The sequence below is a fragment of the Microbacterium sp. Leaf351 genome, assembly GCF_001423825.1.
In the GTDB taxonomy this organism is placed as follows: Bacteria; Actinomycetota; Actinomycetes; order Actinomycetales; family Microbacteriaceae; genus Microbacterium; species Microbacterium ginsengisoli.
The window spans coordinates 14652-27204 of record NZ_LMPK01000007.1; the positions used below are offsets into that span (position 1 = coordinate 14652).

General features: G+C 71.6%; 10 protein-coding genes and 1 pseudogene. 4 read left to right on the forward strand and 7 right to left on the reverse strand.

Translation table 11 applies throughout. The features are described 5' to 3' along the window. The 4 genes and pseudogenes from ASG00_RS15165 to ASG00_RS02620 form a co-directional block, all read right to left on the reverse strand. Nucleotides 1-591 (reverse strand): annotated as a pseudogene (locus ASG00_RS15165) (response regulator transcription factor); the annotation flags it as partial. Between the two features lie 2 nt (nt 592-593). Continuing rightward, the gene (locus ASG00_RS02610; RefSeq protein ID WP_045246699.1) at nt 594-1367 is read right to left on the reverse strand and encodes an amino acid ABC transporter ATP-binding protein; all 774 of its coding nucleotides are present in this window, start codon (nt 1365-1367) and stop codon (nt 594-596) included. Next, nucleotides 1346-2254 (reverse strand): amino acid ABC transporter permease, encoded by a 909-nt coding sequence (locus tag ASG00_RS02615; RefSeq protein ID WP_045246700.1) that lies wholly within the window; start codon nt 2252-2254, stop codon nt 1346-1348. Before ASG00_RS02615 ends, ASG00_RS02610 begins: the two co-directional genes overlap by 22 nt. Further along, entirely contained in the window at nt 2254-3096 is an 843-nt protein-coding gene (locus ASG00_RS02620; protein WP_048809307.1) for an ABC transporter substrate-binding protein, read from the reverse strand. The genes ASG00_RS02615 and ASG00_RS02620 overlap by 1 nt, the downstream gene beginning before the upstream one ends. 249 nt (nt 3097-3345) lie before the next feature. Between ASG00_RS02620 and ASG00_RS02625 the strand changes: the two genes are divergently transcribed. Then, a complete protein-coding gene (locus tag ASG00_RS02625) occupies nt 3346-4473 on the forward strand; it encodes a pyridoxal phosphate-dependent aminotransferase (protein ID WP_048809308.1) in 1128 nt (375 codons plus the stop codon). On the opposite strand, the gene ASG00_RS02630 is transcribed toward ASG00_RS02625, so the two are convergent. Then, nucleotides 4474-5457, reverse strand: a complete 984-nt coding sequence (locus tag ASG00_RS02630) for a GlxA family transcriptional regulator (protein WP_056206630.1) — start codon at nt 5455-5457, stop codon at nt 4474-4476. Nucleotides 5458-5556: 99 nt separating this feature from the next. Between ASG00_RS02630 and ASG00_RS02635 the strand changes: the two genes are divergently transcribed. Next, nucleotides 5557-5772: a hypothetical protein gene (locus tag ASG00_RS02635; protein WP_156454726.1), complete on the forward strand. Its 216-nt coding sequence runs from the start codon at nt 5557-5559 to the stop codon at nt 5770-5772. Here ASG00_RS02635 and ASG00_RS02640 read toward each other — a convergent pair. Together ASG00_RS02640 and ASG00_RS02645 are read right to left on the reverse strand one after the other, a co-directional pair. Further along, complete coding sequence (locus tag ASG00_RS02640) at nt 5745-6920, reverse strand: glycosyltransferase (protein WP_235557393.1); 1176 nt, start codon at nt 6918-6920, stop codon at nt 5745-5747. The two genes, ASG00_RS02635 and ASG00_RS02640, sit on opposite strands and share 28 nt — an antisense overlap. Nucleotides 6921-6931: 11 nt before the next feature. After that, nucleotides 6932-8035 carry a glycosyltransferase family 4 protein gene (locus ASG00_RS02645; RefSeq protein ID WP_056206636.1) on the reverse strand — a complete coding sequence of 368 codons (1104 nt, stop codon included), beginning with the start codon at nt 8033-8035 and terminating at the stop codon, nt 6932-6934. A gap of 62 nt (nt 8036-8097) precedes the next feature. Here ASG00_RS02645 and ASG00_RS02650 point away from each other — a divergent pair, with 62 nt between their 5' ends. Both ASG00_RS02650 and ASG00_RS02655 read left to right on the forward strand, forming a co-directional pair. Then, complete coding sequence (locus ASG00_RS02650) at nt 8098-9465, forward strand: DUF2252 domain-containing protein (protein WP_056206640.1); 1368 nt, start codon at nt 8098-8100, stop codon at nt 9463-9465. A 75-nt stretch (nt 9466-9540) separates the two neighbouring features. Beyond that, on the forward strand, nt 9541-12553 hold a 3013-nt coding region (locus tag ASG00_RS02655), incomplete at its 3' end, for a transglutaminase family protein (protein WP_082483012.1).

The window sequence follows — 12553 nt, forward strand, 5'->3', positions numbered from 1 at the left end:
CTCCTCGTGGGAGACGACGCGGCCGCTGTTCGACATGAGCGCGGTGAGCAGCTCGAACTCGTGCCGGCTGAGAGCGAGGTCGTCGCCGTCGAGGGTGCAGCTGCGGGTAGCGACGTCGAGCGCGAGACCCTCGGCCTGGAGCCACCGCACGCGCAGGCTCTCCTCGCCCGAACGGGCGCGCACGAGGGCGAGGAGGCGCGCGCTGAACTCCCGCGGCGAGACGGTCCTCCCGACCACGATGTTCGCGCCGGCGTCGAGCAGCACGAGCTCGACGTCGTCGCGCACGTCGACGTCGACGACGGCGATGGGGGTCTGCCCCGCGGTGCGGAGCACGTTCACGGCCGCGGCGATCCAGTCGATGCTCGATCCGCTGACGAGGATGAGCCGCGCATCCCGCTCCGTCGCGGCATGCGCGGCCGGCACCGGCGCACCGACCGCGACCGTCGGCCACGCGGCGCGACCGATCTTCACCCGCAACGCCGCCGCGGGACTCCCCGGTTCGGCGCAGAGCACGACGGGTCCGAGCAGCTCGGCGTCACGGGCGGTCAGGCCGCCGGTGACGAGGGAGGCGAGGGTCGGCGAGGGGGCCATGGTCAGAGCACCTTCGACAGGAAGGCACGCGTGCGCTCGTGCTGCGGGTTGCCGAGCACCTCGGCCGGCGTGCCGATCTCGACGATCTCGCCGCCCGACATGAACGCGATGCGCCCGGCCACTTCGCGGGCGAAGGCCATCTCGTGGGTGACGACGATCATCGTCATGCCGCTGCGGGCGAGGTCGCGCATGACGTCGAGCACCTCGCCGACGAGCTCGGGGTCGAGCGCCGAGGTGGGCTCGTCGAAGAGCATGAGCTTCGGGCGCATGGCGAGGCCGCGGGCGATGGCGACGCGCTGCTGCTGCCCGCCGGAGAGCGTGCGCGGGTACGCATCCTCTTTGTGCGCCATCCCGACCCGGTCGAGCAGATCGCGCGCGGTCGCCGTGGCCGTGGCACGGTCGAGCCGGCGCACGCGCATCGGCGCCTCGATGACGTTCTCGAGAACGGTCAGGTGCGGGAACAGGTTGAAGTGCTGGAACACCATGCCGATGTCGGTGCGCTGGGCATTGATGCGCCGCGGCGACAGCTCGTGCAAGCGGCCGTCGGCGCGCTCCTCGTAGCCGATGAGGTGGTCGCCGACGTACACGCGACCGCGATCGGGGCGTTCGAGGTGGTTGACGCACCGCAGCAGGGTCGACTTGCCCGACCCCGACGCCCCGATCAGGCAGACGACCTCGCCCGCGGCGACGTCGAGGTCGATGCCCGAGAGCACCTCGACGTGGCCGAACGACTTGTGGATGTTGCGCAGGCGGACTAGCGCTTCGCGATCAGCCATCGCGACCACCTCCTCGAGGATGTGCCGTGGGCGCCGACGGAGCGGAACCCGACGCCGAGGCGTCGCTCGAGCAGATGCTCGAGCCCGGTCAGGATCGTCACGACGACGAGGTACCAGATGCAGACGACGATCAGCACGGGGATCGTCTGATAGGTGCGGGCGTAGATCAGCTGACCGCTGTAGAGCAGCTCGGGCAGCGCGATGACGCTCACGACCGACGAGTACTTCAGCAGCCCGATCGCCTCATTCGCGGCGGGTGGCACGATCACGCGCATGGCCTGCGGCAGGATGATGCGGCGGAACGCGGTGGCGCGACCGATCGCGAGCGCATCCGCGGCCTCCGACTGGCCCTTGTCGACCGACACGATGCCCGACCGGATGATCTCCGCGAGGTAGGCGGCCTCGTTCAGGGAGAGGCCCAGGATCGCGGCGGTCCACGGCGTGATGAGGGTGTTGGTGTCGATCGACCAGAGGGTCGGGCCGAACGGCACTCCGATCACGACGTCGGGGATGATGATCGCCAGGTTGTACCAGAGGATGATCTGCACGAGAACGGGCGTGCCTCGGAAGAACCAGATGTAGACGCCCGCGGCCCCGCCCAGCAGACCGCTGGAGGAGAGCCGCATGACGGCGAGTGCGAGGCCGATGACCAGCGCGATGACCATGCCGACGAGGGTCAGCAGCAGCGTGGTGCCGAGGCCCGAGAGGATGCGGGGGTCGAACAGGTACTGCAGGACGACGTTCCACTCGTAGTGCGGGTTCGTGAGGAACGACCACGCGACCGAGAGGACGACGACCGCCACGACGGCGATGCCGAGCCATCGCCACCGCCGAGGGCGGGGGACGATGACGTCGGCATCGGCCGCCGTGCGAGGGGTGTCGCTCATCAGAAGGGCGACCCGTTGACGATCGGGGCGGTCAGGCCACGGGACGGAACGCCCCACTTGTCGAGGATCGAGGCGTACGTGCCGTCGGCCATGATCTCGGTGAACGCCGTCTCGACCTCGGCGGTCAGCGCGCTGCCCTTCGGGAACGCCGCGGCGAAGTAGCCCTCGTTCTGGTAGCCGCCCGAGACCTTGAGTCCGCTGGCGCTCTTCATGATGTAGGCGTTGGCGGCGGAGTCGTTCGGGGTGACGTCGATGCGCTTGGAGGTGAGGGCGAGCACGACGGCGTTGAGGTCCGAGTACTCGTTGACGGTGATCGCCGCCTTGCCCTCGGAGGTGCACTTCTCGGAGGCGGTCGCGAGGAGCGAGCCTTCGATGGCGCCCGACGGGATGCCGACGGTCACGCCGCAGAGGTCGTTCATATCGGTGATGTCGCGGTAGTCCGACCGGGTGAGGAAGTTGTTCTCCGCCTTGAGGTAGTCGACGAAGTCGACGCTCTTCTGGCGTTCCTTGGTGTCGAACATGCCGGTGAGAGCCATGTCGAAGCGTCCCGAGGTGAGGCCGGGGATGATCGTGTCGAATCCGGCGCTCTGGAACTGGATCGTGCGGCCGAGCTTGGTCGAGAGGGCGGCGGCCAGGTCGACGTTGATGCCCTCCCACGTCGAACCGTCGCTGCCGGTGAAGTTGTAGGGCAGCAGCGACGGGTCGGCGGCGGCGATGATGACGTCGCCGGAGGTGGTGGAGGACGTGGCCTGGGGCGAGCCGGCGGCGCAGGCCGACAGCGCGAGGGCCGACAGGGCGGCGACGGCAAGTGCCGGGATGCCGCGGCGGATGGTGGATCTCACGGGTGCTCCTCGAGTCATGAGGCGGTGGATGTGGGAAGCGGTGCCCGCCCGGTCCGGGTCGACGAAGGGCGTGATGACAGGAGAACCCGTGAATGTTTCGTCCAGATGTCCATGGCAGTCGCTTTCCGGTTTCCGAGCGCGATACCGACACGGAGACGACATGGAGCGGCTCCTACGATGTCGATATCCGAGCCTCGCCGACACGTTCCCGACTGTCGCCGCGGCCCTCACGATGATCGAAGGCACCCCATGACCTCACCCACGCCCACGAGCGGTTCCGATGCCGTCGCCCGCATGATGACGACGTCGACGGTGGCCGGGGCGATCGATCTGGCGATCGGCGAGCCGGACCAGCCGCTCCCGCAGGAACTGGCGGATGCCGCGGCCCGCGCCTTCCGCGACGGCCGCACCGGCTACACCCCGAAGCTCGGACTCCCTGAGCTTCGGGCCCTCATCGCGGCCGACACGACCAGCTCCTCCGGCCGCGTCCCGGTCGAGGACGTGGTGGTCACGGTGGGCGGCACGGGTGCGGTGGCCGTCGCCCTGATCGTCGGGGGCACGGCAGGTGTGGTCATCCCCGACCCGGCGTGGCCGAACGACCTGGTGCTCGCCGAGCAGCTCGGGCTCCCCGTCGCCCGCTACCGCCAGGGACCGTCCGGTGACGACTTCTTCGCCCTCGACGAGATCGAGCAGGCGCTGCGCGCCGGCTTCCGGCTCGTCGTCGCCAACTCGCCCTCGAACCCGACGGGCGCGGTCGCGTCGGCCGCCGCGATGGCGGCGCTGGTCGCGCTCGTCGAGCGGTACGACGCGCGCATCCTCTCCGACGAGGCCTACGAGTCGATCGTGTTCGACGGTGGTCGCGCCGCGTCGCCGCTCGACGTCGGCGGCCGCGATGTCACGTTCGCCGCGCGCACCTTCTCGAAGCGGTTCTCGATGACGGGACTGCGGCTCGGCTCGTTGGTCGCGCCCGCGGAGGCGCGGCTCGCCGTCGCGGCGGTGCACGGCACGACGGTCGGGTGCGCGCCGATCACGGCGCAGATCGTCGGCGCCACGGCTCTCGAGCGACTCCCCGACCGCGGCACAGAGCTCTCTGCGATATATCGGGCTCGGTACGAGAACGCCGCAGCGGCACTGCCCGGCCGCCTCGCGTCGGTCACTCCGTCGGGCCTCGGCGGCTTCTACCTCTGGCTCGACGTCCGCGACACCGGCCGCTCGGGTGCGGCCCTCGCCGACGAGCTCGCCGCCCGCGGCGTGCTCGTCTCCGCCGGCACCGTCTACTCCCCCGAGGACGGCTTCCTGCGCGCCTCGCTCACGGCTCCCGACGGGGCGCTCGCCACGGCGTGGCAGACGATCGACGAGGTGCTCGGGGCATCCTGATCAGGCGGCGGATGCCGCGGCATCCGCCCTCTCGTCGGGGCACGAGAAGCGCGATCGGTAGGCGCTCGGGCTGAGTCCGAGCGTGCGCACGAAGTTCTGACGCAGCACGGCCGCCGAGCCGAAGCCGCTCTCGTCGGCGATGCGGTCGATGCCGTGGTCGGTGCGCTCGAGCAGCCGCTGCGCGTGCAGCACCCGCTGCCGGGCGAGCCAGGCCGCCGGCGTCGCACCGAGGTCCTGCTTGAAGCGCCGCGCGAACGTGCGGGTCGACATGTGGGCACGCGCGGCGAGCTGATCGACGGTCAGGTCGAGGTGCAGGTTCGCGAGCATCCAGTCGGTGACCGGCGCGAGCGAGAGCGAGGCCACGGCGGGCAGCGGCTGCGAGATGAACTGCGCCTGGCCGCCGTCGCGCTGCGGGGGCACGACCATCCGGCGGGCGATGGTGTTGGTGACCTCGGCACCGAGCTCGATGCGCAGCAGGTGCAGGCAGGCGTCGAGGCCGGCCGCGGTGCCCGCGCTCGTGATGATCGTGTCGTCCTGCACGTAGAGCACGTCGGGGTCGAGGTCGACGGCCGGGTAGAGCCGGGTCATCTCGGTCGCGTACTTCCAGTGGGTGGTGGCCCGCCGACCGTCGAGCACGCCCGCGGCGGCGAGCACGAACGCGCCCGAGCAGACGCTCAGGAGCCACGCACGACGGGCGGCGGCCGCCTGCACCACGGCGGTGACCCGCGGGTCGATGCGGGACCAGGATGCGCGCGGCACGGGGGTGACGACGACGAGGTCGGCGGTCTCGGCGAAGGTGAGGTCGTCGACGACGTTGATGCTGAAGCCGAGATTCGACGGGATCGCCCCGGGGTCGGGGGCGCAGATGCGGAACTCGAACGGCTCGATGCCGTCGTCACTGCGGTCGAGGCCGAACGCCTCGCAGGCGAGGCCGAACTCGAACGGCGCGAAGCCGGGCTGCACGATCACGGCGACGGTTCTCATGGGGCATCCTCTCGGGCGCCGCGACCCGCGCGGCTGTGGCAGAAAGCATACGCTCTCTGTCCATTCTGCCACTTTTGGCGTGATCACGACGACCGTAGCGTGAGCGCCATGATCCTCCTCGTGCTGCTCGCGCTCCTCGGCCTCGCGGCCGCCCTCTGGACGGTCGTCGAGGTGATCCGCGGAGACAGCCGCCCCGTGCGCACCGACTGGTCTCGCCTCCCCGATCGCGACGACGGTGCTGCGGTCGCCCCGCGTGCGCGGCGACCGCGCGGCGCCGTGCGGCGGGCTCAGGCTTCGACGGGCTCGCCGCGGTAGAGCTTCTCGAACGTCGAGAGGGTGCGCTGGATGTCGTGCACCTTCACCCCGTCGAGCGAGGCCTGCTGCAGCCGGCGGCGCTCGGCGGCATCCGCCGTGAGCACCGTCGTGAGCTTCGCGGCGAAGTCCTCCGCGCTCGTCGGATCGAACAGATAGCCGTTCTCGCCGTCGTGCACGAGATGCGGCAGCGCCATCGCGTCGGCGGCCACGACGGGCAGGCCCGAGGCCATGGCCTCCATCGTCGCGATCGACTGCAGCTCGGCGATCGAGGGCATGGCGAACAGACTGGCGCGCGTGTAGATGCGCCGCAGCTCGTCGTCGTCGACGCGGCCGTAGAAGTGCACCCGCCCGTCGAGGCCCTGCTCGTGCGCGACGAGCTCGAGCTGCTTGCGCTGGTCGCCGCCGCCGACGATGTCGACGTGCACGTCGAGGGCCGGGTCGAGCAACGCGACCGCTTTGAACAGCAGGTCGATCTGCTTCTCGCGGGTGAGGCGACCCACGAACAGCACCCGGTTCTCGGTGCGCGGCTCGAGGTCGGCGGTGTAGTTGCCGGCGTCGATGCCGCAGCTGATCGGGATGACCCCCTGCAGGTCGATCGCGGCCACCAGGAAGTCCGCCGCGCGCTTCGTGGGGGTCGTCACCGCGCGCGCCAGGTCGAAGGTGCGGCGGGCGTCATCCCAGGCCAGCTTCACGAAGAGCCTGTCGAGCAGCGGGGGCAGGGTCGTGAAGTCGAGGATGTTCTCGGCCATCACGTGGTTCGTCGCGATCACGGGGATGCCGCGCTGCGACGCGATGCGCGCGAGCCCGCGCCCGATCACGATGTGCGACTGGATGTGCACCACGTCGGGCTTCACCGCGTCGAGCACCTGACGGGCGTAGTGCTTCGCCAGCCACGGCCACACGAAGCGCAGCCAGTCGTGCGGGTACCAGCGCCACGACGGCAGCCGGTGCACGGTAACGTTCTCCCCCTCGATGACCTCGACCCGGGGACCGTGATCGCGATGGGTGATGCTCGGGGCCATCACGTGCACGTCGTGCCCGCGCTCGACAAGGCCCGCGGCGAGGCGCTCGGCGAACCGGGCCGCACCGTTCACATCGGGTGAGAAGGTGTCGCAGCCGATGAGGATCGTCAGGGGTCTGTCGGACACGGAAGTCGAGCCTACCTGGCGGCCCGGCGGGATCCCGGGTGATCGACGAGGGAAGACGCGACGTCCAGGAGTGTCTCAGCCGAGCGCCGCCACGAGTAGCGCGCGACGTGCGCGCGGCCCGCGGCGATGACCTCGGCACGGTGCGCGGGGTCATCGAGCCGCCGCACGGCACGGGCGACCGATCCCGGGTCGTGGGGGTCGAAGTACTCCGCACCGGGGCCGGCGACCTCGCGGAAGATCGGCAGATCGGATGCAGCGACCGGCACGCCGATCCCGAGTGCTTCGGCGAGCGGCAGCCCGAAGCCCTCGTCGAGGCTGGCGGAGACGAGCACGGAGCCGTCGGCGAGCGCGCGGGCGTACTGCGCGTCGCTCACGCCGCCGGCGAACTCGACCCGGGCGCCCGGCGGCACGAGCGCCTCGAGCTCGGCCTGGCGGACCGGGCCGATGCGGCTCAGCAGCTGCAGCGTCTTGTCGGGCAGGTGGGCCATCGCGGCGATGAGGGTCTCGACATTCTTGTAGCCCATGAACGAGCCCATGTAGACGAGGTGCGACGGAGTGGCCGCGGCATCCGCCTCGGTGTCGAGGAACGCGCCCAGGTCGTCGGGGGCGTTCGGGATGACCACGACCGGACGCTTCGTGAGCCGCACCCGCGCGAACTCGTCGCGGCTGGTCTCGCTCACCGTCGCGACGACGTCGGCGGCGTTGAGCGTCACCCGCTGCGGCACGTAGGAGAGGTGGAACAGCCGCCACCCGAGCCGCACGAGCGGAGTGAACTCGGCGGGCGGCGTGCGGTGCCGGTAGTAGATCGTGTCGTGGAGAGTCAGGATGAGCCGGAACCGCCGGCCGATCGTGCCCATCGTCTGCATCGGCGAGAACACCACGTCGGGCTCGTACGCGTTGAGGATGCGGGCGGTGAACGGCTCCTTCGCCGAGGTCGGCGCGTGCAGGAACAGGTGCTCGACGCCGTCGGGGAGCACAGCGAGCTGCTCCGGGTCGTGCACGAGGAACGTCACGTCGGCGAGCTCGGCGATCGCGGTCGCCAGCCCCGCGGAGTAGCGGCTGATGCCGTCGTGTCCGTGCGGGCGGATGTACCGCGCGTCGAAGAAGAATCGCATGCGCCCCAAGCCCCTCTCGTCGATCCAGACTAAAGGAGGCCCTGTGGTGCCAAGATGTGCGCATGCCGCTCGATGCACCCCTGCCGTCCACCGCCGACCTCCACGCCCGGGGCGTCGAGGCGCGGCGCGCCACCGCCCGTCGCGACCTCGCGACACTCACGGTCGCGACCCGTGATCCGCTGGGCATCCTCGCGGCGCAGAACGAGACCCGCATCCCCGATCTCCTCGGGCTACGGGCCGAGCGCATGTCGACCGACCCGTTCGCCTTCTACCGGGGCACGGCCGCACTCATGGCGGCAGACCTCGCCGACGACCCCCACTCGGGCATCGTGGTCGCCTCCTGCGGCGACGCGCATGTGGCGAACTTCGGCTTCTACGCCTCGCCGCAGCGCACGCTCGTGTTCGACCTGAACGACTTCGACGAGGCCGCGTGGGCGCCGTGGGAGTGGGATGTGAAGCGCCTGGTGACGAGCATCGTCGTCGGCGGTCGCCACACCTCGCGCGACGCCGCCGTGACCGAGCGGGCCGCGCGCGCCGCCGTCGGCGCCTACCTCGCGACGCTGCGCCGACTCACCGCGCTCAGCGCCCGTGAGCGGTATTCGCTGCACCTCGACCCGAAGAAGGGCATGGGCGCTCTCGCCAAGACGTCGCGGAAGGCGCTGGCGGCGGCGATGTCCGACGCGCTGCGGCGCACCGGCGATCGTGCCGCGCGCCGCTGGACGACGACGGATGCCGCGGGCCGCGCGGTGTTCGTCGAGGCCCCGCCCACCATGACCCACGTCGACGACGAGATCGAGGAGCGCGCACGGAGCCTGTACGGCGCCTACCAGCGCTCGGCGAGCGTCGACATCGCGCTGCTGCTGCAGCACTACGCCGTCGCCGACGTCGCCCGCCGCGTGGTCGGCGTCGGCTCCGTCGGCACGCGCTGCTACCTCGCCGCGCTCGAGGACGGCGACGGCCGCGTCATGCTCCTGCAGATGAAGCAGGCAGGTCCCAGCGTGCTCGAGCAGTACGGCCGCATCGAGCAGCCGTTCACCCTGCGCGCGAGCATCGCCGACGGAGGCCAGGGTGCCCGTGTGGTGTCGCTGCAGCGCATCCAGCAGGCCTTCAGCGACCCGTTCCTCGGGTACGTGCAGGCGCCGGCCGGCGACTACTACGTGCGCCAGTTCCACGACCTGAAGGGCAGCATCGACACCGACACCCTCGAGGACGTGTCGTTCGTGGAGTACGCCCAGGCGTGCGGCGGGGTGCTCGCCCGCGCCCACGCGCAGGACCCGGTGGCGGCGGAGATCGTCGGCTACGCGGGCAACGGCCGCCAGGTGACCGACGCGATCCTCGAGTGGTCGCTCGCGTACGCGAACCTCTCGGCCGCCGACTTCCGCGACTTCGTGTCCGCGAACGCGGCCCCGAGCGACCCGGTCGCCGCCTGAGAGCGGATGCCGCGGCATCCGTCTCACTCGGTGTGACGTAACGACGGCGCAACAGCCGTGGGCCATGCTGTGCTCATGTCGATCAAGGTCGCGCTCGAGCACCGCACGAGCTACCGGTTCGCCCACTCCGTCAAGGCGTGGCCCCACACGATCCGGCTGCGGCCGGCGCCGCACGCGCGCACGCCCATCGAGGCGTACTCGCTGACGGTGTCGCCGGAGGGTCACTTCCTGAACTGGCAGCAGGATCCGTTCGGCAACTGGCTGGCGCGCATCGTGTTCCCCGAGAAGATCGACCACCTCGAGGTGACGGTCGGGCTCGTCGCCGACCTCATGGTCATCAACCCGCTCGACTTCTTCATCGAGGAGTACGCCGAGCGGTTCCCGTTCGCCTACGACGACGCCCTCGCCGCCGACCTCGCGCCCTACCTGCGGCCGGTCGACGACAGCGCCGCGGCGCTCGCGTGGCGGGAGAAGCTGCCCCCGCTCCCCGCCGACGGCGTGCCGACGGTGACGTTCCTCGCCGACCTGAACCGGGCCGTCTACGGCGACGTCGCCTACTCGGTGCGCATGGAGGCGGGCGTGCAGACCCCCGACGAGACCCTCGCCCGCGGCATCGGCTCGTGCCGCGACAGCGCGTGGCTGCTCGTGAGCCTGCTGCGCGGCTACGGCCTCGCCGCCCGGTTCGTGTCGGGCTACCTGGTGCAGCTCGCGCCCGACCGCGAGTCGCTCGACGGGCCGAGCGGCGCCGCCGCCGACTTCACCGACCTGCACGCGTGGGCCGAGGTGTTCGTGCCCGGCGCCGGCTGGATCGGCCTGGATCCGACGAGCGCCCTGTTCGCCGGCGAGGGGCACATCCCGCTCTCCGCGACGCCGCACCCCTCGTCGGCCGCCCCGATCGCGGGCGCCACCGAGCCGGTCGAGGTGACGTTCGACTTCGCGAACGAGGTGCGCCGGGTGCACGAGGACCCCCGCACCACGAAGCCCTACCCGGATGCCGCGTGGGAGCGCATCGACGCGCTCGGCGAGGCCGTCGACCGGCGTCTGGCGGACGCCGACGTGCGGCTCACGATGGGCGGGGAGCCCACCTTCGTCGCCCTCGACGACGCGACCGCGGCCGAGTGGAACACCGCCGCCGACGGGCCGCACAAGCGCGCCCTCGCGAACGATCTGGCCGAGCGCCTCCGACGCGAGTACGCCACCGGAGGCGTCGTGCATCGCGGCCAGGGCAAGTGGTACCCCGGCGAGCCGCTGCCGCGCTGGAACATCGCCCTGCAGTGGCGCGCCGACGGCGAACCCCTGTGGCGCGACCCCGCCCTGTTCGCCGACCCCTGGGGGGACGAACCGGATGCCGCGGCATCCGCTCATGCCGACGCGCTCGCGCAGCGCGTGATCGAGGTGCTGGGGCTGCCGCGCACACAGCTGCTGGCCGCCTACGAGGATCCGCTCGTGCCGCTCGCCGCCGAGGTGCGGCAGCCGGTGGGTGCACCCGCTGAGGAACCGGGCGGTGTCGCCGACGTCGCCGCGTTGGACGCCGCCACCGACGTGCCGGTCGGATGGGTGGTGCCGCTCGTGACGGGCGAGGAGTGGACGAGTCCGCGCTGGCGGTTCCGCCGCGGTCGGCTCGTGCTGGCGGCGGGGTCGAGCCCGGCAGGGCTCCGGCTGCCGCTCGACCAGCTGTCGTGGGTCGACCCGGAGGGCACCGGCGAGCCGTCGTATCTCGAGGCCGGCCCGCGGGTGCGGGTGGAGATCCCCGAGGTGACGGTCGTGCCGGTCGACGGCGCGCCGACCACGGCGCTCTCGATCGAGGCGCGCGACGGGCAGGTGCACGTGTTCCTGCCCCCGACCGACACGCTCGAGGCCTACGCGGCCGTGCTGCGGGTGATCGAGCTCGCCGCCGCCCAGACCGGGGTGCGCGTGGTGATCGAGGGCTACGGCCCGCCGCCGGACGCCCGGCTGCGCCAGCTCGTCGTCACCCCCGACCCGGGTGTGATCGAGGTGAACGTGCAGCCGACCTCGTCGTGGGCGGAGCAGCGGGAGCTGACCACCACCCTGTACGAGCACGCCCGGCAGGCCCGCCTCACCACCGAGAAGTTCGATCTCGACGGCCTCCACACCGGCACCGGCGGCGGCAACCACCTCACGCTCGGCGGCGCGCAGCCGGTCGACTCGCCGCTGCTGCGGCGCCCGCAGCTGCTCGCCAACCTCATCGCCTACTGGCAGCGCCACCCGAGCCTGTCGTACCTGTTCTCGGGCCGGTTCATCGGCCCGACGAGCCAGGCGCCGCGCTTCGACGAGGGGCGTCCTGAGGCGGTCTACGAGATGGAGATCGCGCTGCGCGAGATCGAGCGGATGTCACGGGCCGCCGCAACCGCCGGCGAGGATCCGAGCCCGTGGGTCGTCGACCGCGCATTCCGCCACCTGCTCACCGACCTCACCGGCAACACGCACCGGGCCGAGTTCTGCATCGACAAGCTCTACAGTCCCGACTCGTCACGCGGCCGGCTGGGGCTGCTGGAGCTGCGCGGATTCGAGATGCCGCCGCATCCTCAGCTCGCCCTCGTGCAGGCGCTGCTGGTGCGCTCCCTCGTCGCCATGCTGTGGGATCGGCCCGACGCCGGCCCCCTCGTGCGCTGGGGCACCCGGCTCCACGAGGACGCCCTGCTGCCCGAGGGCGCGGCCGCCGACATCGCGGCCGTCATCGACGACCTGCGCGCGGCGGGAATCGCGTTCGAGCACGGCTGGCTCGACGCGTTCACCGAGTTCCGCTTTCCCCGCATCGGCCAGGTGACCCTTCCCGGCGGCATCGAACTCGAGCTGCGCCAGGCGATCGAGCCGTGGCACGTGCTGGGCGAGGAGGCCAGCTCCGGCGGAACCGCCCGCTACGTGGACTCGTCGCTCGAGCGCATCCAGGTGCGGGTGACGGGCCTCGATGTGCGCCGACACCTCGTCGCGTGCAATGGTGTGTCGGTGCCCCTCACCGCCGGCCGCGCGCCCGACACGCACTACGCGGGTGTGCGCTATCGCGCCTGGCAGCCGTGGTCGGCGCTGCACCCGACGATCGAGGTGCAGGCGCCGCTGACGGTCGAGG